A 23,619-nucleotide genomic window follows, 5' to 3' on the forward strand; every position below is an offset into this window, starting at 1 on the left:
GTTGTTTCTTTAACCAAGGAAGATGTCACCAAAGAACCGTGCATTGCAGAGAACAAAGAACCACCGAATACACCAGCTACACCTAACATATGGAAGGGGTGCATCAAGATGTTATGTTCTGCTTGGAACACAATCATGAAGTTGAATGTACCGGAGATACCTAAAGGCATACCATCAGAGAATGAACCTTGACCGATGGGGTAAATCAAGAAGACTGCGGTAGCTGCTGCTACAGGAGCAGAGAAGGCTAGGCAAATCCAAGGACGCATTCCCAAGCGGTAAGAAAGTTCCCATTCACGACCGAGGTAGCAGAATACGCCGATCAAGAAGTGGAATACTACTAACTGGTAAGGACCACCGTTATACAACCACTCATCTAAAGAAGCTGCTTCCCAAATTGGGTAGAAGTGTAAACCTATAGCGTTAGAAGAAGGAACTACTGCACCGGAAATAATGTTATTTCCGTATAGTAAAGAACCTGCAACTGGCTCACGGATACCGTCAATGTCAACGGGAGGTGCTGCAATGAAAGCGATAGTAAAGCAAGCGATCGCACTCAAGAGAGTAGGGATCATTAATACTCCGAACCAACCGATGTATAGGCGGTTATCTGTGCTGGTAATCCACTCGCAAAAGCGATCCCATACGTTAGCGCTTTGGCGCTGCTGTAATGTTGTGGTCATGTGTTTATAATGGCGTTTGAGTTATGTATGTTTTGGTAGGTGTTTCTACCTCATGAATTTATATTAAGCCTTATGTTTTGATTTGTAAAGATATTTAAAGTAAGTATTAGTTATGAAAGTCATTAGTTTTTCTGATATGATGGAATTTACAGAAGCTCTTGTCATAATTGGGCGGGCAGGATGCCCACCCCACAGGAATTATGGACTATTTTGGATGTAAAAATCAACCAGGAGGCCAAGACATAGAACGACCGCCTAGTATATGTATATGCAAATGATGGACTGTTTGACCGCCATCAACACCGGTATTCATAACTACTCGATAACCGTTTTCTAGTCCGGCTTGTGCTGCAACCTTTTGCACTATTAATAGAAGATGTCCCAAGAGAGCTTGATCTTCAGGTTCAGCGGTGGCCAGGTTAACTATGGGTTTTTTGGGGATAACAAGGATGTGAACTGGTGCTTGGGGGTTAACATCTGTAAAGGCCAGGGCTAAATCGTCTTCATAAACAATATGCGCGGGAATTTCTTTACGAATGATTTTACTGAAAATCGTTTCTGTGTTCTGACTCATGCAGTTTTACTTACTCATCTGCTCAAGATTTTAAGCGATGGTTAGAACAGACGATTAAAAGTTAAGTTGTTATTTAATTAGTGCATCTATCTATAGCTCTATGTCCAGACCTGACCAAACGCTTAATTAGCCTCGCACCCAACAATTGGGTAAAAGAGGAATTAAGACCAAGCGATATTGAAAAAAATTATTTTTCTCATATTTAGAATATCCTAACTAACATTTATACAATTTCGCGGCATAATATCATCTAAACGCAGTTGCGGCGAAGGTAAAAGAGTTGATTTAATAAACTCTCCTAAAGGTTCATGGTGTAGCACAGTTTCATCTAATACTAGAATATCAGGTCATCGGGCTGTGGCTGTTTCTGCAAAAGGACAGATTAGACAGGTGCGCGGCATAAACTAGGGAAGTTCAGCATGAGTAATAGCAATACCCAGTTTAGTTGCCAGTTTACCACCAACGGCTTTATCTAGTCCAGTTGGTTCGATGTCAATCACTTCTCCCTCTGCAAGTTCATAGCGGGGGTTGTTACCGTATTGAAAGATAAATTCTGCACAGGTTAATAATTTTGTTAATGCTTGAACCATAAGCCACCTGCATCTTTAGCTGCTATTGTTATATTAACAATCTTCTTGAGTGATTTCACCCATTGTTAATTTACCTAAAAATCTGCTTTGATATGGATAAAGTTTATTGATATGTAAAAAATGCTGGCTAGAGTTTGGAGTGCATCTATTGTTGGAATTGACGCGGTTAAGGTGGGAGTGGAAGTTGATGTTTCTGGGGGTTTACCGGGAATTGTGATTTTAGGTTTACCAGATTCAGCCATTCAAGAATCTAAAGAACGAGTAAAAGCCACCTTAAAAAATGCCGGTTTTGCCTTTCCCATGCGGAAAATTGTCATTAATCTAACTCCTGCGGATTTACGCAAAGAAGGACCTGCTTTTGATTTACCAATTAGTATAGGAATTTTAGCAGCTTCTGAACAGGTTAACGCTGATTTGTTAGGAGATTTTTTATTCTTAGGAGAAGTTTCTTTAGATGGTAGTTTGCGTCCTGTTGCTGGTATTTTACCCATTGCTGCAACGGCAAAAAAAATGGGAATTTCCGGTATTATTGTTCCCGTTGATAATGCTCAAGAGGCGGCTGTTGTTGAAGGTTTATCAGTTTATGGTTGTCAACATATTGCTGATGTAGTAGACTTATTAAATCATCCCAAAAATTACAAACCTGTACAGTTTAATCAAAGCCTAGAAAACCCCTCAGAAACATCTTTAAATTTAGCAGATTTGCAAGATGTCAAAGGACAAGCTCATGCTAGAAGAGCCTTAGAAATTGCCGCAGCCGGGGGACATAATTTGATTTTTGTTGGACCACCCGGAAGTGGAAAAACAATGTTAGCAAGGCGCTTATCGGGGATTTTACCACCTTTAAGTTTTTCCGAATCGTTAGAAGTTACACGCATTCATTCTGTAGCTGGATTATTAAAAAATCGTGGTTCTTTAGTAAAAGATCGTCCTTTTAGAAGTCCCCACCATTCTGCCTCTGGTCCTTCTTTAGTTGGTGGTGGTACTTTTCCCCGTCCTGGTGAAATTTCATTATCCCATAGAGGTGTACTTTTTCTAGATGAATTAACCGAATTTAAAAGAGACGTTTTAGAGTTTTTACGTCAACCTTTAGAAGATGGTTATGTGACAATTTCTAGAACTAAGCAATCTGTCACTTTTCCTGCTCAATTTACATTAGTAGCTAGTACAAATCCCTGTCCTTGTGGTTATTATGGTGATACAATTCAAGCCTGCACTTGTTCACCTCGACAACGAGAACAATACTGGGCAAAATTGTCTGGACCATTAATGGATAGAATTGATTTACAAGTCGCAGTAAATCGTTTGAAACCAGAGGAAATAACCCAACAACCAACAGGAGAAACATCAAAATCTGTAGCCCAAAGAGTCGAAAAAGCCAGAGAACTTTCTCTAATTCGCTTTCAAGAAGAAAGAAATTTACAATGTAATGCCCAAATGCAAAGTCGTCATCTGCAAAAATGGTGTAAATTAGATGATCCTAGTCGTAATTTATTAGAATCTGCAATTAGGAAATTAGGGTTATCCGCAAGAGCAAGTGATCGCATTTTAAAAGTAGCACGCACTATAGCAGATTTAGCAGGAGATGAAAATCTTAAACCCCACCATGTAGCAGAAGCAATTCAATATCGGACAATTGATAGAATGCAGTAAAAAACCTCCAAAAATATGGATAATAAAATGCTATATCATATTGGTTTTAGCAAAGAAGATTTAGGTAAATTTCCTCCCGAAATTGCTTTATTATCAGGTGATCCCCAGCGGGCTAATTTCATCGCCCAAACCTATCTACAGGATGTACGTATATTGTCAGAAAATCGTGGACTCCATAGCTATTTAGGCTATTTACCCAATGGAAAAAAGATTTTATCTGCTACTAGTGGAATGGGTGCGCCTTCCTTGAGTATTGTAGTTAATGAATTAGTGCAAGTAGGTATTCGACAAATAATTCGTATTGGTACTTGTGGCTCAATTCAACCGCATATATCTGTAGGGAGTATTGTTATTAGTAAAGGGGCTTTGTGTCGTCAAGGAGCAGCTAATGATATCGCACCTGTAGAGTATCCAGCTATAGCAGATCCTTTCCTGACCGTGGCTTTAGTCAAAGCAGCACAAGAATTAAAAATTGAGCATTATTTGGGAATTACCGCCTCAGTTGATACCTTTTATGAAGGACAAGAACGGACTAATTCAGCTAATCCCTATTTAATACTTTCTCTTGAGAGAATTACCTAAGAATATCGCCGATTAAATATTTTCAATTATGAAATGGAATCGGGAATGTTATTTAAAATGGCAGGTGTATATAATTTTGTGGCGGCGGCTGTTTGTGCTGTCATTGCTCAACGTACCATGTCAGAAAATATTATCTTATCAACAGAGGATTTAGCTATCAACAATGCAATTTTAACCGCCATTCACGCAGCTACAAATTTCCAGTCAGATCAAATACTTACTTAAGTTTCTTAAGTTTATTCACATCATCAAGAACTATCATGAGTGCAGAAATTATTTGTGTTGGTACAGAAATGCTACTAGGAGATATTCTGAATAGCAACGCCCAATATCTTGCTCAAGAATTAGCAAAACTAGGCATTCCCCACTACTATCAAACAGTAGTAGGGGATAATCCAGACAGACTCAAGCAAGTTATCGAAATTGCTGCTTCTAGAGTGCAAATTCTCATTTTTACAGGTGGTTTAGGACCCACACCCGATGATCTCACCTGTGAAACTATCGCTGATTTTTTTGGCGCTCCTTTAGTAGAACGAGCCGATATCGTCGAAGATATAGCAGAGAAATTTGCCCAACGGGGACGAGTCATGTCTCCCAATAATCGCAAACAAGCCCTAATTCCCCAAGGTGCGGAAATTTTACCCAACCCCACAGGCACAGCACCTGGTATGATTTGGCAACCTCGCACTGGATTAACTATTTTTACATTCCCTGGTGTTCCCAGCGAAATGTATCGAATGTGGTCAGAAACAGCCGTACCTTTTCTTAAAAGTCAAGGTTGGGGAAAAGAAATTATTTACAGCCGCAGTTTAAGGTTTTGGGGTATTGGAGAATCAGCTTTAGCCGAAAAAGTGGCTGCTTACTTTGACCTAACTAATCCCACAGTAGCGCCCTATGCAGGCAAAGGAGAAGTCAGATTAAGAATTTCCGCTAAAGCCACCGACGCAACAACAGCCCAGGCTTTAATTGTACCAGTGGAAAAACAACTGATAGAAATTGCTGGCTTAGATTATTACGGTGCTGATGATGACAGTTTGGCTTCAGTAGTTGGTAATTTGTTAAGGTCTTCCCAGGAAACACTATCAGTAGCAGAATCTTGCACGGGTGGAGGACTAGGGCAAATGTTAACAGAAATTCCTGGTAGTTCTGATTATTTTTGGGGTGGTGTAATTGCTTATGATAATTCAGTAAAAGTTGGATTATTAGGAGTCAACCCAGAAGATTTAGATAAATTTGGCGCTGTGAGTGCGACTGTGGCCGAACAAATGGCTATCGGTATTAAAAATCGTCTTTCAACTACTTGGGGATTAAGTATTACGGGAATTGCTGGACCGACTGGAGGGACAGAAGACAAACCAGTGGGTTTAGTATATATCGGGTTAGCAGGTCCTGGAGATCAAGTCATAAGTTTTGAACATCGTTTGGGAGCGATTCGCGGACGTTCTTTAATTCGTTATGTTAGTGCCAATGCGTCTTTAGACAATTTACGACGGCGGTTATTGACAAGATAGGTTTTGTCTAGGTTCATTCACCCCTTCAGCATTTAAACTAGATCAAAATAGAAAATTAAGTCTGAAGGGGTGTTGACATACTTAAAACAAGTTTTTTAGCGACTATTGGATTTTATTTATGATTCCCATTGTTTCCACTATTCCCGTTTTTCAACTCGCTTCTGGTGACTTTCTTTCTCTCCAGATATATAAGTTTTTTGGTGCTAAATCAGGTAAAAAGGTGTATATACAATCTAATTTACATGGTGCGGAAATTGTTGGTAATGCTGTTATTTCCCAACTCATTGATTTCTTAATCACACTAGACAATACTCAGCTAATAGGAGAAATTTGGCTTGTTCCTGTTTGTAATCCTTTGGCTGTTAACCAGCGAAATCATCACTTTTCCACTGGTAGATTCAATATTTATGATAGTAAAAATTGGAATAGAATTTTTTGGGATTATGAAAAACAACATGATCATATAGAAGAATTTGCCTGTACTCAAATTGACTTAGATATAGACACTATTAAGTATAATTTTTTTCAAAAAATCAAATCTAGTTTCGACAGTCTTTTAGAAAAAATAAATTCCCCTAGTAGTGTACAACTAACTGATAAATATCGCTATAAGTTGCAATCTCTTTATTTAGATGCAGACTACGTAATTGATTTACATAGTCACACTGGAGAAGGAATAGAATATCTCTATTGTTTCCGAAATCGAGAAGATAGTGCTAATTTATTTCTCCTCAATTATGGTATTATATTTGATGAATATGATGGTGATGCTTTTGATGAATCATTTATCAAACCTTGGTTGGCTTTAGAGGATGCTTTGTCAAAATTAACCGGCGAAAAAATCAGATTTGATATAGAAGCATGGACCCTAGAATTAGGAACTGGAATGCAAATGAATCCAGATTCAGTATCTAAAGGAGTGCGCGGAATTAAAAGTTATTTAACTCAAAAAGGCATTTTAGAAATACAGGATTTAACCCAACCAGAAACTAGATCCCATCAAATCAGTTTTCGTTCACTCAGTCAAATTAAAAAATACTGGAGTCCTGTAGGAGGAATGATTTTATCTAAACCTAAATTAGGTACTTTAGTTAATCAGGGAGATTTATTATATGAGGTTCTCACTTTCAATAAAATCGGTGAATTACCCACAACTATTCATATTTATGCCGAGAAAACAGGTTTGGTTTATGATATATCAATAAATAACTCCGTTAATGAAGGAGAATTTGTACTAGCAACTATGTAGTTTATAATTAGCAGTATTTAATTTTCATGTTAATCATCAAAGACCAAATTACTATTCGTCCCATGAAAGATGATATCCATGATTATCAATTAATGGAAAAATGGCGTAGTGATGAAAAAGTATTACAATTCTATGGTGGTAGAGATGATCCTTTTGATTTAGAAAAAGTTATAGAAATCTATCAACCTAGAATTAAAGGAGAAGAACCTTTAATTCCCTGTATTTTCTCATATCAAAATTTGGAAATTGGCTATTTACAATATTATGATTTGCATAAATTACCAGAAAATATTAAACAAATGTATTTGCTGGAAAACACTAATAATGTTTATGGTATTGACTTATTTATTGGTGAAACTCAATATTGGAATCAGGGAATTGGTACAAAAGTCCTTTTATCTGCTATAAATTATCTTTTTAATCGCCTGAAAGCTGCTAAAATCGTTATCGATCCTAATGTGAAAAATTTTCGCGCTATTCGCTGTTATGAAAAATGTGGTTTTGTCAAAGTCAAGCTTTTATCAGGTCATGATTTACACGAAGGTAAATATCAGGATTGTTGGCTAATGGCAAGAGAACGCAATAAATCGTTACACTAAAATAAATATCTGACTGGAATTTAGTTGCTAAAAAAATTATGACTCAACCAACTACAAAAATTTGTATACTCGGTGGTGGCTTTGGTGGCCTCTACACCGCGCTACGCTTAAGCCAATTACCCTGGGAATCTACACCAAAACCTGAAATTATTTTAGTAGATCAGAGCGATCGCTTTGTCTTTTCTCCCCTACTTTACGAACTCCTGACCAGAGAACTCCAAACCTGGGAAATAGCCCCACCTTACTCCGAATTACTCCAAGAAACAGGTATTCAATTTTACCAATCCACGGTTTCCGCCATAGATATCAACCAGCAAAGAGTCCAATTAGCAAATAAATCAGAACTGAATTATGACCACTTAGTATTAGCATTAGGTGGCGAAACCCCTCTAGACTTAGTTCCCGGTGCTACTGACAATGCCTACCCATTTCGTACTATTACTGACGCTTACCGATTGGAAGAACGGCTGCGAATTTTAGAAGCAAAAAACCCAGAAAAAATCCGTGTCGCCATAGTTGGTGGGGGTTACAGTGGGGTAGAATTAGCTTGTAAATTAGCAGATAGAATCGGACAAAAAGGACGTTTTCGCCTCATTGAGGTCGGTGATCAAATTTTACGAACTTCTCCAGAATTTAACCGTGAAGCCGCTAAAAAAGCCTTAGATAGCAAAGGCGTATTTATTGACTTAGAAACCAAAGTAGTCGCCATTGACAAAGATAGTATCTCTTTGGAGTATAAAAGTCAAGTAGACACCATTCCCGTGGATTTGGTAATTTGGACAGTAGGAACAAAGGTTTCTCCAGTGGTGACAGCTTTACCAGTCAAGCAAAATCAGCGCGGACAAATTACCACCACACCCCAATTACAAGTTCTGGAACATCCCGAAATATTCGCTTTAGGGGATTTAGCAGACTGTCTCGACGCAGAAGGAAAGCAAGTCCCCGCAACAGCCCAAGTCGCATTTCAACAAGCTGATTATACCGCATGGAATATCTGGGCTGCTATTACCAATCGTCCCCTCCTTCCCTTCCGCTATCAACCATTAGGGGAAATGATGGCTTTAGGAATAGATAACGCCACTCTCACAGGTTTGGGTGTGCAATTAGACGGTTCTTTTGCGTATTTAGCCCGTCGTCTGGCTTATCTCTATCGTTTACCCACATTAAATCATCAGTTAAAAGTCGGTTTTAACTGGTTATTTAGCCCTATAATACAAGCCATTTCCCAATAATTTCAAAATTAAGATCAAGATCCCCGATTTCTCGCAGAAGTCGGGGATCTGAAACGTAAGCCACACAAATTCAGATATCATTGCTATGTATTTACCCACTACTGAGGACTTAAATATTAATTATTATGAAAAAACCCAAAGTAATTTTTCTAGATGCTGTAGGCACATTGTTTGGTGTTAAAACTAGTATAGGTGAAATTTACCGACAAATCGCCCAGGAATTTGGTGTCGAAGTTTCCGCCCAAATTTTAGATCAAAACTTTATTAAAAGCTTTAAGTCCGCACCACCACCTATATTTCCTAACACAGATATTAAAGATATTCCCCAACGCGAATATGATTGGTGGCGCATTATTGCTTTAAATACTTTTGAAGGTGCAGGTGTTCTCAAAGATTTTACTGATTTTTCCGCTTTTTTTAGTGAACTTTATATTCACTTTGGTACTCCTGAACCTTGGTATGTTTATCCTGATGTTCTCTTAGCTTTAATGAACTGGCGACGCTTAGGGGTTGAATTGGGTGTTTTATCTAATTTTGATTCCCGTTTATACTTGGTATTACAAGGTTTGGGGCTGAAAGAATATTTTACTTCTGTCACCATTTCTACTCAAGTCCGTGCCGCTAAACCAGATCCAGAAATTTTTAAAATCGCTTTAAAAAAGCACAATTGTTCCCCGGAAGACGCATGGCACATTGGCGACAGTATCAGGGATGACTATCAAGGTGCTAAAGCAGCAGGAATGAGAGCGATTTGGATTAACCGTAATCCCAGTCTGTAATACTATCTAGCATAATATCTAGCTTGTAGTTTGCTTCCACTGACAATAAAAATATCATCTGTGAAATAGATTTTAAACCATTGGGTGAATGCGGAAGATAGGTGTTGTAAATTGTTCAAACTAATATGATATAAAGATGATATAAAGATATGAGTAGAGAGGCACAAAAAACCACAGTATGTAAGGAAAAGTAAAATTTCCCCAATCCTCTTTCCTCTTGTCATAACGACAATTTTTGACGCTAACCTACTTATTGAATATCTGTATTGTTTCAATCTACCGTTTGTTCTTGAATCTATGAAGTCTTATTTAGCCGCCGCTATTCAAATGACCAGTGTACCGGATTTACAAAAAAATTTGGACCAAGCAGAAGAATTAATTGATTTGGCCGTGCGTCAAGGTGCGGAATTAGTGGGTTTACCAGAAAATTTCTCTTTTATGGGTGAAGAAAAAGATAAAATAGCACAAGGAATTGCGATCGCCCAAGCCACGGAAACATTTCTTCACCAAATGGCACAACGTTTTCAAGTTACCATTCTCGGCGGCGGCTTCCCTATCCCTGTAAATGGTAATGGTAAAGTCTATAATACAGCGTTACTTGTCAGTCCTAACGGTCAAGAACTCGCCCGTTACCAAAAAGTACACTTATTTGATGTCAATGTCCCTGATGGTAATACTTATCAAGAATCAAGTACCGTCATGGCTGGACAAGAATTACCTTCTGTCTATTCTTCCCCTGATTTGGGCAAAATTGGCCTGTCTATTTGTTATGATGTCCGTTTCCCTGAATTATATCGCCATTTATCCAGTCACGGTGCAGATGTCTTATTTATACCCGCCGCTTTTACGGCTTTTACAGGGAAAGACCATTGGCAAGTATTGTTACAATCTAGGGCGATAGAAAATACCTGCTACGTGATTGCTCCTGCTCAAACTGGTAATAATTATCACCGTCGCCAAACCCATGGACACGCTATGATTATAGACCCCTGGGGTGTAATTTTAGCAGATGCCGGCGAAAAACCGGGAGTAGCGATCGCCGAAATTAAACCTACTCGATTAGAACAAGTACGCCGACAAATGCCATCTTTACAACATCGCGTATTTTAATGTAGTGCGGGCATCTTGCCCGCGATCATTCCTACACAGGACTTACGCAAAATATCCCTCCCTAAACCCCCATATCTGTTGTCTGTGCCTGGAGTGGTATGTCTATAGCTCCTGCGTCGCTACGCAAGCTATCGACACGCTACGCGAACGTTATATTGAATTACAAATCACCGCCAAATAGAAGATTTAAAATATAATTAACTTAAACTAAATTTAAGTTTAGCTAATGACAATTACACTAATTTAACCAAAAATAAAAATTAAATTTCCTCCTGACTCAGCAGTGTCATGATAAAATCAGAATTAATGACATCCAAAGGCTCAAAAGGAGAGTCAATAGGAAAAACCTGAATAGATAATTTAGTTTCCGTACTAGTAGCGCGAACAGCTTTTAAATAACAATCAGAAAATAGTTCTAAATAATAAGGTTTGAGACTAGGACTATCCTCCAATAAAGATTCAATTTGATAAAACTGTTCCCAAATTGTACTTACCCAACTAGAAGAACGTTTTTCAGGTTGAAATTGATATTTAAGCAAGTGCATTAGTAAAACTATGAGTCGGTTTTTTAATTCACGTCGTTTTTCTTTCCCCATGTCCTCTATTTCTGCAATCAAATGCTCAAAATCAACTTGTTCTAGTTGGCGATTGCGTAACAACTTAGCTGTAGTTTCTATCCACAAACAATAATCCTGATCATAAATATAACTACTTAAGAATGTAGATTGTAAATTGGTAGTCATAACAGATAGCCTTATTTACGCCATTGTCTTACTATATCACATTCATCACAGGGATGTTATTCTCAAGTATAGCTATAGCCATCAAGATTAGGACATAAACTATAAGAGTTCCCATAGCGTCTACCTCATTTCAATGGCTAAACCTTATAGTGATGATTTTCGGCAAAAGGTAATGCAGGCGATCGAATTGGACGGTCTCAAGAAGTGTGAAGCAAGCCAATTGTTCAATATCAGTCGCAACACAATTAACTTGTGGTTTAAGCGTCAAGCCGAAACGGGTGATATCAAACCTAAACAGAGAAAAACATCGCCGCAGAACGGTAAAATCAAGGATGGGGAGAAGTTTCGCACCTTTGTGAAAGAGCATGGGGATAAAACCCAAAGTGAAATGGCACAGCTATGGGAAGGAGATATTAGCCAACGCACAATTTCTAGAGCATTGCAAAAGATAGGACATACTCGTAAAAAAAAACATACGGATATATTCAACGAGATGAAGCCAAGCGGTCAGCGTTCTTGGCGCAACTGAAAAACCCTATAAACCCCATCTAGTATATGTTGATGAGTCTGGCATGGATGAACGCGATAATTACGGTTACGGATACTCCCCAGCCGGGGAACGCTTTTATGACCTCAAATCAGGTCAGCGCAAAGGTCGTATCAACATGATTGCTGGCTATCGAGAAGGGCAAATAATTGCGCCATTTACAGTCGAAGGGGCGTGTAATCGTACAGTGTTTGAGACCTGGCTAGAAACTTGTTTGATTCCGATGCTACGTCCCGGTGAGTGGGTGATTGTTGATAACGCTACCTTTCATCGTGGTGGTCGGATTGCTCAATTAATTGAAGAGGCTGGGTGTCAGTTAGTTTACTTACCGCCTTATTCACCTGATCTCAATCGAATTGAAAAGTGTTGGGCTACTTTGAAAAGTAGAATTCGTAAGCTTTTATCCACATCAGACAATTTACGTGATGCAATGGAAATCGTTCTCAAGCAAGCAGCGTCCTAATTAACTTGGCTACAGCTATAAATTTATAAGTAATTACAATTAATATAAAAAACCGGGAAACAGTAACGTTTCCCAGTTTACTTCTGTAAAGGCATAGCCTAGCTACACCTTAATTTATTGCTAAGAAAGATTAAACCTTAGCAGCAGCCCTCATGACCAATTCACCCTTAGCATACTTAGCAGCAAAATCTTCCAAAGAAACTTGCTTAATCTTGCTTGCATTACCAGCAGTACCAAACTGTACATAACGGTCAGCGCAAACCTTCTGCATATATTTAATGGAAGGTTTGAGGAAGTGACGAGGATCAAATTCCTTGGGGTTAGCCGCCAAAGCTTCCCGCACAGCCGCAGTAATCGCTAAACGGTTATCAGTGTCAATATTTACCTTACGTACACCACTCTTAATACCTTTTTGAATTTCTTCTACAGGTACACCGTAGGTTTCAGGAATTTCGCCACCATATTGGTTAATTAGCGCCAACAAATCTTCAGGGACAGAAGAAGAACCGTGCATTACCAAATGGGTATTAGGTAAACGACGGTGAATTTCTTCAATGCGGCTAATAGCCAAAATTTCGCCAGTTGGTTTGCGGGTAAACTTATAAGCACCGTGGCTAGTACCGATAGCTACAGCCAAAGCATCTACTTGAGTAGCTTCTACAAAGTCAACAGCTTCATCAGGATCAGTTAATAGTTGAGAATGGTCTAGTGTACCTTCAAAACCGTGACCGTCTTCAGCTTCACCAGCACCAGTTTCTAGAGAACCCAAACAACCTAGTTCACCTTCAACGCTGACACCTAAAGAGTGAGCGACGTTGACAACTTCACTGGTAACTCTAACATTATATTCAAAGCTGGCAGGAGTTTTAGCATCAGCTTCTAAAGAACCATCCATCATTACACTGGTGAAATTGTTCTTAATAGCTGAGTAGCAGGTAGAAGGAGCATTACCATGATCTTGGTGCATGACAATGGGAATCTGAGGATAGGTTTCTACCGCAGCTAAAATCAAGTGGCGGAGGAAATTTTCCCCTGCATAATTACGAGCGCCGCGAGAAGCTTGTAAAATCACAGGACTGTCTGTTTCAGTCGCTGCTTTCATGATTGCCTGAATCTGCTCCAAGTTGTTAACGTTAAAAGCGGGAATGCCATAACCGTGTTCAGCAGCGTGATCCAAAAGCAACCGCATAGGTACAAGCGCCATATATATTCCTCCTAATTTGGGTATCAGCCAGTCAGTTTAATAGAAGCGTAATCTTTATTTTAATGTAATTTTTACGCTAATCTTAATGTTTTTTTCAACTTATAAAAAATTATAGCTAGTAGTGGTTGCTTATGTTGAAAAATTTTCCTCGCTGATTTTCTCAATTTATGTACTGTTCAAGTATAAATAAGTACTAAATATCAGCATTTGATTGAATCAAGTTTCAGTAACAACAAAAATATTTTAGGATGTACGTAAGTGTCACAAAAAATAAAATTCTAATCTTTTGTTTGTAGTCAGGGCTTTAGCCCTGATGAGTGTTATCATAGTGACCCCAAGATAGGACTAAAGTCCTAACTACAATCTCATCTGTTATGCCAGTTGCGTAAGTCCTGAATCAGTTGAAGTTGTTTGTTTTTTTTCAATAAAAAACCCACTATACTATTTCTATAGTGGGTGAAATCAACAAATGCAGTTATGGTTAATCTTCAAATACAGCAATTATGCAAGCCATTCCAGAACAGCTTCATCTTTGGTATTAGTATTACGAGAAGGTGTTTCCCGCTCAAACTTCATGTGAATAGAACGAGATTGCTCACCATCAGCCGCAATAGCTAGAATTGGGTAGTCAATTAAACCATCTTGGAAAGACATTTGGAAGCGGAATGTACCATCCGAATTGAGTTTAATGGGACGACCACCAATAGTGACATTTGCATCAGGTTCGGTTGCACCGTAAACAATCAATTCAGCATCAGCAACTAACCAGAATTTGCGGGGACGCGCGGGAACAGCACCAGCGGAGAAACCGGACATTCCCACACCGGACATAGTTAAACCAGATACGTTAGGAACAGCCCACATACCTACACCAGATGGGAAAACGTAGGAACTGATGGCTTGTTCTGGAGCAGCAGAACCAGGGACGTGCTGCATAGAACCGAATAGAGAACCCGCAACTCGTTGAGCTTCAGCGGATTCTGCTAGGCCAAAGATTTGTTCGTAAATCGGGTTTCCACCACTAGCAGTAACAGTTGGTAATTTCTTAGATGGGGGAACTAGTTCATAGAAGGTCTTAGCGCGTAAGTCTTCTTCAAAGTCTACAGTGATAAAGACATCTTCAATCCAATCGGAAGGATAGACGGGAGGAATATGTACTCTAGCAGAACGGGCTAATACTAACCAGCCACCATCAGCGGTGCGATAACCTACATCTATCACATAATCGCGATCGCTCACGGGAATTGGCAAGTACCATTCTCTCGCTAGTTCATCCGCAGGGTATTCTTGCAAGCTGTGAGGACTTTGGTAATCTAGATCAACATCAGTGACATCATAAATCCGCAGAGCTAGGGTCTGTCCACCTTGACGACGGAGTTCTTCTTTATGGTCGTTAGGAATATCCCAGTAAGTATAAGCCCATTGAGGATCGCGGGGTAATAGAACTATCCGGCTTTCACCATAACCTGCGGGTAAATCCCCTAGTGCTTCATCAACATCAGCAAGAGAACCACCAGTACGATCTTCTTGGCCTAATTCAAATTTTGTTGCTTCCACGGTTTCTTGTGCCTCCTGTGTACGAGATGAACTGAGTGAGAATTTGCTACGCTGAACATCTTGAATTGATGTTAATAATTGCGATTTACGCATTCTGCTATAGCGAGATATACAATATTCACTGGCAACTTTACGTAATTGCCGTAGTGTCATCTCTTCTAGCGGTGGGCGTTCTTTTGCCATTAATTTGGCCTCCAGTAGTTTGAAAGGTAAGTTTTTCCGGGTTAAAATAGAGTTTGATCAAATATCATCTACCCAGATTTTTTTATCACTGACTCCTGGACAAAACCCCAGTTTTAAATTTGTTTACTGTCTGTTTTTTTTATTAAGATCCCAACTGCTCTAAATTCTTAGCTTGAGAATTGCAAAGAGTTGTTAAGTAAATATTAACCAGTAAAACTATCCAGGAATCAAGGGGTCTAAACATGGATTTTACCGTATTTCACGTAGTTATCAGCCCTTTGGGGATCGTTTTGTCATGAAACCTTAACATATTGCCGTTAACTAGGGTATTATTGTCAAGATTTCATAACATTTCAGGCAAAGGAGAATATTTATAACAGGGAACAGGGAACAGGGGACAGGGAACAGGGGACAGGTGACAGGGGACAGGTGACAGGGGACAGGTGACAGGGGACAGGTGACAGGTGACAGGGGACAGGTGACAGGGGACAGGTGACAGGGGACAGGTGACAGGGGACAGGTAACAGGGGACAGGTAACAGGGAAAAACTGACAACGCACAACTCACTCAACTAACTAATTACAAAAACGTCTGAATTACTGACATTCGCTGAATTAGCCATTTACCTTCTTTGTGAACCAACTCATAGCGAACACGCAAGTTTTCATGAGAAGACTTTTTTTGTCGGCTATTTTCATAGAAATGAGTAACTTCTTGTACCGTAGCGTCTACAGATACATAATTTTTATCTGTGCCTTTTTTAGAGACAGATTCTACTTTTACATCATGTTTATATTGCCGATAGCGTTTATCTTCTTGTTCTTGCTGGGCTAATGAACGCCATTGCGATAAAACCTGACCTGTTAAAATTTTGTTTAAACCATCAATGTCATGATTTTCCCCTAAAGCTGCTGCTTTAACAGATAACCAAGTTTCAATTACTTCCTTGGCTGTCTTATTTGTTAGTTCTTCGTCCCTTGCTTCAGGTTGGCCGTTGGGGTCAGGAATGGTTATCGGTGGTTGATTTAGTTCTATTGCTAACTGTTCTCCCTCTAATGATGGGTTGGAAAAGAAGATATTTTTGACCAATTCCACAGTTGTTGATACTAACAACGAAAAAACTACTACTCCTCCTAATGAGAAGAACACCATCCAAACTAAGCGTGTTTTCGGATCTAGGCTACTGAGGAAATTAGTTTGAGACTGTAAAAAACGTTGTGGAATGTTATTGGCGCTGGGTTTGCGTCGTCTGCGCCTTGGGTGCTGGTGGTTTGTAGCTGCTTTAGAAATGTTATTACCTGGATGTGGTTTTCTGTTGGGGGTTGCCGCTGTTGGTGTTACGGGTATTTGTGATCCTTGCTTGGCTACACTTCCATTGGTTGCAACATGATTCCATCTTGGCATGGAAATCTGGCTAGGTTCATGGTGGGGGCTATGGTGTGTTTCTAGTAACTCAGGGTTGGATGGTTGGTGATGATATTGGTGAGTTTCTCCGGTTTCACGAGGATGGTGAGGGAAATGATTAGTATCTGGCTGGGGAAAGGATTGAGGATTGATCACTGCCCATTCAGTTGTTTGAGCATCTGTAGGCAATGATTCTAAATAAGCCTGTACTTGTCTATCTGCAAAATAATCTTTTAAAGCGGCTTTCTGTTTTGCTAAATCACGGAAATGGGGAAATACTTCTTTTTGTAACCATTTTTCAGTGTATAAACACAGTCCTGGCAACAGGTCGGGTGAGTCTTGGGATTTTTCTCGAATAAACGCTAAAGCTTCATATTCTTGACTTAGTTCTAAAACACGGGTGGCTTCTTCGGTTTGTCCCATCAGCAAAGCACAAAGAGATTGTTCTAAATGTACATCTTGGCGTTTTGCTAATTGCATTAACATTTGCTTGGCTTGGCGAATTAAAGCTGGTTGTCGTTGGGCAAAACCTCTGGCGATTAAGGAGTATACTGCTAAATATGTGGCCACGGCTGAAGGACGTTTACTTTCTAATTCAAAGAGTTTATGCTGTTCTGATACTGTTAAAAAATGCCGAATTTGCTGGATAAATCGCAAAAAATCATCTATATTTAACCCTGATTGATCATTGCCACTGCCATCAATGCCGCCACGATCTTCTAAAATACCTTGTAATAATTCTAGTCCTTGTTGGCGTTTAGCGACCTGTTCTTTTGGCAGTGCTAATAGTTCCAAAATTCTATAAGGACGGAGTTTGTAAAGATCAGCCGTCATTTCGGCGCGAACCGTGGGAAATAATCCTTCCCTGGCCAATAATTCTTCACCTGTTTCTAAAGAAACTGCCGCATTTTCATAGTTACCTTGTTGCCATTCTTCCCGTCCTAGCTCTAGACAAGCTAAAGACACTGTGAGGACAATATCTGGCAAATTTGGGTTTTCGGGAATTTCGGTTTGAGTGAGACGATTACCTGTTTTGACGCTAATTTTACCAGTTTTATTGACTAAGTACGGACGACCAAGTTTTAATACCAACTCATATTCTCCTAGTTCTTGGAGAATTAACAAAGAACCAACAAATCGGTCTGGGCTGATTTCGATGCTGAGAGTTGAAGGATCAAGACGTTGGGAGTTAGTCTCTGTGGGAGATAGGGGCAATGGCGCTTGATCAGCAGTTGTGTTATCAGTATAGATATGAGATAGATAAAGCTCATCGTAGGACTTGCGCTTTTTAGCATCTAATAAAACCATATAAGCTTCTGAAATTAAGTCTTTGCGAGAAGATATAGCCGTAGTTGAATACTCCCGTCGCGGTAGTTGGACAATGCGATCGCTGTATGCCTGGCGCAATTGTTCCTCAGTTGCCGCTAACGGTAATCCCAAAATTCTGTAGTAATCGAGCGGAATTCGCACAGCTTACGTCCCCTGCACTGTGTTCTCGTAGCATCTCGTAAAAATTAACATAATTCACCTAGAGCATACTAGGCTGCCAAAACCGTCTCATAATCATAGCTTTATTAATACCGTGTTGATCTAGCACTATAGGTGTAGATAGTAACAGATATCTTATTTTCTGCCCGATAATTTTATTTTTATTTATATCTTAAATCGGGAATTTTTAACTCATAGTGATATTTTATTGTATTGGCCTAACCCACTATACCCTAATTTTTAGACAATCCATTCGGAGGCACGTTCACCCAAATCAAGAGGAATGCTAACTGCTTTACCGAGACGGGGACGCTCTTTGGTATCGGTAATAAAAGTTTCTACTTGTTGTGTTCCTCCTAAAGCATGGAGATAATTAGCAATGCTGTCAAGATGATCTTGGTAATCGCTTTCGCTCAAGGGGAAAGAAGCTTGGCCTTGGTACTTCCACATGATTTGCAAGAAGATTTTACCCTGGGTGCGGCGAAACTGGACATCATAGGGTTGTCCCCATTTATTAATTAACAGTTGGCGTAATTCTTTTCCAGTCATAGTAATTTTGGCTTTTGGATTTTGGATTTTGGATTTTGGCATTGGTGATTACGGAGTGGGGAGTATGAGAAAAAATTATCTTCCTCTGGGTTTCCCCTTTCCTGTTCCCTGCTCTTATTTAGATTTTACATTTAGTTATGATGTTAAGTTCCGTGAGTCCAGTATGATAAGGATATAAAGAAATGTAATGCTAACAGAAAAGATGCTCACTTGAGTCTTGCACAAAGAGGTACAGCATCGCTGCGGGCGTTATTAGTTCGATGCAGACAAGAATTACTCCAGTGCTGGTACTCTTGTCGAAATGGTTAATAAATTACACAAACAGCGCGTAGATTATGGCTCAATTTTCTGAAACCAATGATGTACCCGATATGGGTCGTCGTCAATTTATGAACCTGCTCACTTTCGGGACTGTTACCGGAGTAGCGTTAGGTGCATTGTACCCTGTTGTTAACTACTTCATTCCCCCTGCTAGTGGTGGCGCTGGCGGCGGTACAGTAGCTAAGAACGAATTGGGTAACGATGTTTCAGTCAGTCAATTTCTGGATAGTCATAATGTGGGAGACCGCACTCTGGTACAAGGACTCAAGGGCGATCCTACCTACATTGTAGTTCAAAGTAAAGAAGCGATCGCTGACTACGGAATTAATGCTATTTGTACGCATTTAGGTTGTGTTGTCCCCTGGAATGTGGCTGAAAACAAGTTTAAATGTCCTTGTCATGGTTCACAGTATGACGCTACTGGTAAGGTGATTCGTGGTCCTGCACCAAAATCTTTAGCCCTAGCTCATGCAAAAGTTGAAGAAGACAAAGTTCTGTTAACTCCTTGGACGGAAACTGACTTCCGTACTGGGGATGCCGCTTGGTGGGCTTAAATACATAGTGCAAAAGTTATTAGTCTCCAGTCAAGAACAAAAGGGATTTTCATCAACTCTTGACCAATGACCAATGACCACCGACCAATGACCGCTAACCACTGACAAATGACTTTATAGAGATGAGAAATGCCCTTACACCAGCGAGATTAACTCGCACCGCTAAAGTGATGGTTAATACATTGCTAATAGCGATCGCTACCGTGACTTTTTTCTTCACTAGCGATATAACCCGACCACAAACTGCTGCTGCTTATCCTTTCTGGGCCCAGGAGACCGCTCCTGAAACTCCCCGCGAACCAACAGGGCGGATTGTTTGTGCTAACTGTCACTTAGCAGCTAAAAATACGGAGATAGAAGTTCCTCAATCTGTACTTCCTGATACCGTATTCAAAGCGGTTGTGAAAATTCCCTATGATACCAGCGTGCAACAAGTAGGCGCGGATGGTTCTAAGGTTGGCTTAAATGTTGGGGCTGTGTTAATGTTGCCTCAAGGCTTCAAGATTGCGCCAGAAGATCGTATTCCTGAAGAAATGAAGGCGGAAGTGGGTGATATGACTTTCACCCCTTACACTGATGATAAGGAAAATGTTGTCATTGTCGGACCATTACCTGGTGAAGAATATCAAGAAATTGTTTTCCCTGTTCTTTCTCCTAACCCCGCTACAGACAAAAATATTCACTTTGGCAAATACGCTGTTCATGTAGGCGGTAATCGTGGCCGTGGACAAGTTTACCCCACTGGTGAAAAGAGCAATAATAACTTATTCAACGCTTCCGCTACGGGTACAATTAGCAAAATTGCTCAAACAGAAGATGAGGACGGTAACGTTAAGAATCTAATTAGTATCACAACGGCTGCTGGTGATGTTGTTACCGATACAATTCCCGTTGGACCAGAATTAATTGTTGCCGAAGGACAAGCAGTTAACACTGGTGATGCTTTGACTAATAACCCTAACGTTGGTGGTTTCGGACAAAAAGATGCAGAAATCGTCTTACAAGATTCCTCCAGAGTTGCATGGTTAGTTGCTTTTATTTGTTTGGTGATGTTAGCACAAGTAATGCTAGTTCTCAAGAAGAAACAAGTAGAAAAAGTCCAAGCTGCGGAAATGAATTTCTAAATTCAATAATTTAGGGGTCAGAAGTCAGAATAATTGTCAAGTCAGGAATTAAGTATGATAGTGCAAATTTTATTTATTTGGACTTAGATGATTCCTGATTCTGAATTATTTGCTAAATTATCAGCTATTTGACAGGCAAAAAGCCTGTCTTTTTTTATAATTAGTTATTGGTTATTGGTAACAGGTAAATGACAGAACCTACAAAATCTTTTTATGTTGATAATCTGTTGGTAGAAATTTACACTTCTGAAATAGCAATGTCTAAAAGTGTGGCTAAAATCACACATCAGTATTTACAAAATCTGCTTGATAAACAAAATCAAGTTGCTATTTTATTAGCTACAGGTAATTCCCAAATTCGGTTTTTAGATGCTTTAATAGCTTTAGGGGAAATAGATTGGTCACGGGTAATTTTATTCCATTTAGATGAATATTTGGGAATTACATCAGATCATCCTGGAAGTTTTCGTCATTATTTGCGGGAACGGGTAGAAGAAAAGGTCAATCCTCAAAGATTTTATTATATCGAAGGAGATACGTTACAACCAGTAGCGGAATGCGATCGCTATAGTAAACTTTTAGAAAATCAACCCATAGATTTATGCTGTTTAGGTTTGGGTGAAAATGGTCATTTAGCATTTAATGATCCAGCAGTCGCAGATTTTCAAGATCCTGCTCAAGTTAAACTTGTCAAACTAGATGATGTTAACCGTCAACAACAAGTGAATACCGGATATTTTGCGAATTTAGCAGATGTTCCCCAATACGCATTTACTGTAACTATTCCCATGATTTGTGCTGCTAAAAAAATAATTTGTTTAGTACCAGACAGCAGAAAATCAAGCATAGTTGAAACTATGTTAACAGGAGATATTATCACAAATTGTCCAGCTTCCATTTTGCGTGAACAACCTCAAGCTAGTTTATTTTTAGATGTCAATTCTGCTAGTTTATTATCTTAATTAAATAAAGTTAAATAACGACATTCCCGACTTATTAAAGAAGTTAGGGATCTATATATTCCTGATTTGCTGCATTAAATGACCATCTTCCATAGTAATGATTCTGTCAGCAATATCTAAAATTCGGTTGTCATGAGTAACAATTAAAATCGTACAATCTTGTTCTTTGGCTAATTGCTGCATCAAATTAACCACGTCTCGTCCTGATTTACTATCTAAAGCAGCCGTAGGTTCATCAGCTAATACTAACTTAGGACGACTAACCAAAGCGCGAGCGATAGCTACCCGTTGTTTTTGTCCCCCGGAAAGATCAGAGGGATAATAATTAATTCTATCTCCTAATTTCACAGCATTGAGCATTGTTTCTGACTGGATATAAGATTCCCATTGAGAAATATTATGCTGTAATTCCAAAGACATTTGAACATTTTGCATAGCTGTGAGGAAATCTAGTAAATTATGAGCTTGAAAAATATAACCAATTTGACGACGAACTTGTACTAATTCTTCCTTACTAGCGCCTAATAATTCCTGACCATTGAATTTTAAACTCCCCGCTTGTACAGAACGTAAACCACCAATTAATGTTAATAAAGTAGTTTTTCCTGAACCAGAAGGTCCAGTCATAATCACAATTTCTCCAGCTTTGATAGTCAAATTAATATCAAACAAAGTTTGAGTAATTAATTTACCATGACCAAAGTAATGATGAAGATTGGTGATTTCCAAAATATTGTTACCAGGTAAATATTGCATTTTTAGTGAGATTATTAATTAATTAAAAATTTCCGCTGGATCTACCTTACGAAGTTTATTGGTAGAAAAGAAACCAGAAGTTAAACACATAAAAATTACAGAAGTAAATACTAATAATCCCTTGCTTGAATCCATAACAATTGGTAATTTAGTTGCATCTTTAGCAACGTCATATAATCCTAGAGAAATAGCAAAACCGGGGATATAACCCAAGACAGCTAAAATCAAAGCTTGCTGAAATACAACATTTAAAAGATATTTATTTCTAAATCCCATAGCTTTGAGGGTAGCAAATTGGACGAAATGAGTAGATATATTACTATAAAGAATTTGATAAACAACAATTACACCGACTACAAAAGCCATCATTACCATCAAATTAAATACAAATCCAATTGGTGTTCTTAATGTCCAATAGCTTTTTTCAAAATCAATAAATTCTTGACGGTTCATGATGATGACATCACTAGGTAAACTTTTAGATAAAGTTGCTAAAATTGTCCGAGGATTAACATTTGCTTGGAGATGAATTAAGCCTATATCCACTTCATTTGCGCCATGTTCTGGGAAGATTTTAAAAAAAGTAGAAGAACTAACAATTAAATTACCATCTACACCAAAGGAAGGACCAAGACTAAATAAACCACTAACTTTAACTTTATAACCAACAGTAGCTAAATAACTAAATATTTCCATAGTTATGGGTTGATTCTTTTGAAAATATTCAGCAATTGGACCAAATTCTGGACGTGCAGCCCGATCAAAAAATACTTGATCAGGAATTTTTAATAATTGAAAATTTTGTTCAATTTCCGGTAATCTAAATATAGATTTGACTGGTTCAAATCCCAGGACATAAATAGGATATTTGCGGCCATTTATGGGGTTTTTAAGTTTAGCAAATTGTAGATATAAAGGTGCGACTGATTCTATGCCATTAAAACCCAATATCTGATATAAACGACTACGAGGAAAGCTTTGAGTGGAAGTCAAAGATTTATATTGGGAGCTAATTAAAAACAAATCACCCTCCAGATGTTTATGTAATTGAGTAGCACTAGCATAAAGAGCATCTTGAAAACCAATTTGCATAAACATTAAAACAGCAACAAAAGCAATACCAGCTAAGGCTACAAAAAAACGTACTTTTTGTTTTACCAATTGTAGCCAAGCTAAAGGTATATTTGAAATCATATTTTACT

At 38.9% G+C, this 23,619-nt stretch carries 21 protein-coding genes and 2 pseudogenes; 13 read left to right on the plus strand and 10 right to left on the minus strand.

Annotated features, from left to right (window positions below; translation table 11 throughout):
- The 3 genes and pseudogenes from H6F62_RS15440 to H6F62_RS21050 form a co-directional block, all read right to left on the minus strand.
- Window positions 1–683 (minus strand): annotated as a pseudogene (locus H6F62_RS15440) (photosystem II q(b) protein); the annotation flags it as partial.
- Between the two features lie 223 nt (window positions 684–906).
- Window positions 907–1,257, minus strand: coding sequence for a histidine triad nucleotide-binding protein (locus H6F62_RS15445; protein WP_028084856.1), 351 nt, complete (start codon window positions 1,255–1,257; stop codon window positions 907–909).
- A gap of 404 nt (window positions 1,258–1,661) precedes the next feature.
- Window positions 1,662–1,847 (minus strand): hypothetical protein, encoded by a 186-nt coding sequence (locus tag H6F62_RS21050; RefSeq protein ID WP_242026029.1) that lies wholly within the window; start codon window positions 1,845–1,847, stop codon window positions 1,662–1,664.
- Window positions 1,848–1,967: 120 nt separating this feature from the next.
- Here H6F62_RS21050 and H6F62_RS15455 point away from each other — a divergent pair, with 120 nt between their 5' ends.
- From H6F62_RS15455 to H6F62_RS15490, 9 genes are all read left to right on the plus strand, one after another.
- A complete protein-coding gene (locus H6F62_RS15455; protein WP_190372428.1) occupies window positions 1,968–3,500 on the plus strand; it encodes a YifB family Mg chelatase-like AAA ATPase in 1,533 nt (510 codons plus the stop codon).
- A 15-nt stretch (window positions 3,501–3,515) separates the two neighbouring features.
- Complete coding sequence (locus tag H6F62_RS15460) at window positions 3,516–4,082, plus strand: uridine phosphorylase (protein WP_347238719.1); 567 nt, start codon at window positions 3,516–3,518, stop codon at window positions 4,080–4,082.
- 45 nt (window positions 4,083–4,127) lie between these two features.
- On the plus strand, window positions 4,128–4,307 hold the full coding sequence (locus H6F62_RS21355; protein ID WP_347238720.1) for a hypothetical protein: 180 nt from the start codon (window positions 4,128–4,130) through the stop codon (window positions 4,305–4,307).
- Window positions 4,308–4,342: 35 nt separating this feature from the next.
- Window positions 4,343–5,593: a competence/damage-inducible protein A gene (locus H6F62_RS15465; protein ID WP_190372429.1), complete on the plus strand. Its 1,251-nt coding sequence runs from the start codon at window positions 4,343–4,345 to the stop codon at window positions 5,591–5,593.
- 118 nt (window positions 5,594–5,711) lie between these two features.
- Window positions 5,712–6,842, plus strand: coding sequence for a succinylglutamate desuccinylase/aspartoacylase family protein (locus H6F62_RS15470; RefSeq protein ID WP_137906813.1), 1,131 nt, complete (start codon window positions 5,712–5,714; stop codon window positions 6,840–6,842).
- Between the two features lie 26 nt (window positions 6,843–6,868).
- Window positions 6,869–7,441, plus strand: a complete 573-nt coding sequence (locus H6F62_RS15475; RefSeq protein ID WP_137906812.1) for a GNAT family N-acetyltransferase — start codon at window positions 6,869–6,871, stop codon at window positions 7,439–7,441.
- Window positions 7,442–7,479: 38 nt separating this feature from the next.
- Window positions 7,480–8,673 (plus strand): NAD(P)/FAD-dependent oxidoreductase, encoded by a 1,194-nt coding sequence (locus H6F62_RS15480; RefSeq protein WP_190372430.1) that lies wholly within the window; start codon window positions 7,480–7,482, stop codon window positions 8,671–8,673.
- A gap of 125 nt (window positions 8,674–8,798) precedes the next feature.
- Window positions 8,799–9,452 (plus strand): HAD family hydrolase, encoded by a 654-nt coding sequence (locus H6F62_RS15485; RefSeq protein ID WP_137906810.1) that lies wholly within the window; start codon window positions 8,799–8,801, stop codon window positions 9,450–9,452.
- Window positions 9,453–9,749: 297 nt separating this feature from the next.
- Complete coding sequence (locus H6F62_RS15490) at window positions 9,750–10,562, plus strand: carbon-nitrogen hydrolase family protein (protein ID WP_190372431.1); 813 nt, start codon at window positions 9,750–9,752, stop codon at window positions 10,560–10,562.
- Window positions 10,563–10,822: 260 nt separating this feature from the next.
- Here H6F62_RS15490 and H6F62_RS15495 read toward each other — a convergent pair whose 3' ends face one another.
- Window positions 10,823–11,305 carry a DUF29 domain-containing protein gene (locus H6F62_RS15495; RefSeq protein WP_190372432.1) on the minus strand — a complete coding sequence of 161 codons (483 nt, stop codon included), beginning with the start codon at window positions 11,303–11,305 and terminating at the stop codon, window positions 10,823–10,825.
- A gap of 133 nt (window positions 11,306–11,438) precedes the next feature.
- On the opposite strand from H6F62_RS15495, the pseudogene H6F62_RS15500 reads away from it, so the two are divergent.
- A pseudogene (locus H6F62_RS15500) lies at window positions 11,439–12,315 on the plus strand (IS630 family transposase).
- 130 nt (window positions 12,316–12,445) lie between these two features.
- Here the strand turns inward: H6F62_RS15500 and fba are convergent.
- From fba to H6F62_RS15520, 4 genes are all read right to left on the minus strand, one after another.
- A complete protein-coding gene (gene fba, locus H6F62_RS15505) occupies window positions 12,446–13,519 on the minus strand; it encodes a class II fructose-bisphosphate aldolase (RefSeq protein ID WP_028084868.1) in 1,074 nt (357 codons plus the stop codon).
- A gap of 501 nt (window positions 13,520–14,020) precedes the next feature.
- Window positions 14,021–15,259, minus strand: coding sequence for a DUF4912 domain-containing protein (locus H6F62_RS15510; protein ID WP_137906807.1), 1,239 nt, complete (start codon window positions 15,257–15,259; stop codon window positions 14,021–14,023).
- 579 nt (window positions 15,260–15,838) lie between these two features.
- Window positions 15,839–18,133 carry an IMS domain-containing protein gene (locus H6F62_RS15515; protein WP_190372433.1) on the minus strand — a complete coding sequence of 765 codons (2,295 nt, stop codon included), beginning with the start codon at window positions 18,131–18,133 and terminating at the stop codon, window positions 15,839–15,841.
- 258 nt (window positions 18,134–18,391) lie between these two features.
- On the minus strand, window positions 18,392–18,700 hold the full coding sequence (locus H6F62_RS15520; protein ID WP_028090991.1) for a DUF3067 family protein: 309 nt from the start codon (window positions 18,698–18,700) through the stop codon (window positions 18,392–18,394).
- A gap of 335 nt (window positions 18,701–19,035) precedes the next feature.
- On the opposite strand from H6F62_RS15520, the gene petC reads away from it, so the two are divergent.
- The 3 genes from petC (at window position 19,036) to H6F62_RS15535 (ending at window position 21,661) form a co-directional block, all read left to right on the plus strand.
- Window positions 19,036–19,575, plus strand: a complete 540-nt coding sequence (gene petC, locus H6F62_RS15525) for a cytochrome b6-f complex iron-sulfur subunit (protein ID WP_190372434.1) — start codon at window positions 19,036–19,038, stop codon at window positions 19,573–19,575.
- A gap of 122 nt (window positions 19,576–19,697) precedes the next feature.
- Window positions 19,698–20,699 (plus strand): cytochrome f, encoded by a 1,002-nt coding sequence (gene petA, locus H6F62_RS15530; RefSeq protein WP_137906805.1) that lies wholly within the window; start codon window positions 19,698–19,700, stop codon window positions 20,697–20,699.
- Between the two features lie 188 nt (window positions 20,700–20,887).
- Window positions 20,888–21,661, plus strand: coding sequence for a glucosamine-6-phosphate deaminase (locus H6F62_RS15535; RefSeq protein ID WP_190372435.1), 774 nt, complete (start codon window positions 20,888–20,890; stop codon window positions 21,659–21,661).
- A 51-nt stretch (window positions 21,662–21,712) separates the two neighbouring features.
- Here the strand turns inward: H6F62_RS15535 and H6F62_RS15540 are convergent, their stop codons facing one another.
- Together H6F62_RS15540 and devC are read right to left on the minus strand one after the other, a co-directional pair.
- Window positions 21,713–22,417: a DevA family ABC transporter ATP-binding protein gene (locus H6F62_RS15540; RefSeq protein ID WP_190372436.1), complete on the minus strand. Its 705-nt coding sequence runs from the start codon at window positions 22,415–22,417 to the stop codon at window positions 21,713–21,715.
- A gap of 18 nt (window positions 22,418–22,435) precedes the next feature.
- Window positions 22,436–23,611 carry an ABC transporter permease DevC gene (gene devC, locus H6F62_RS15545; RefSeq protein ID WP_190372437.1) on the minus strand — a complete coding sequence of 392 codons (1,176 nt, stop codon included), beginning with the start codon at window positions 23,609–23,611 and terminating at the stop codon, window positions 22,436–22,438.
- Window positions 23,612–23,619: the final 8 nt, after the last annotated feature.

The organism is Anabaena sp. FACHB-1391, assembly GCF_014696755.1.
GTDB classification, from domain to species: Bacteria; Cyanobacteriota; Cyanobacteriia; order Cyanobacteriales; family Nostocaceae; genus Dolichospermum; species Dolichospermum planctonicum.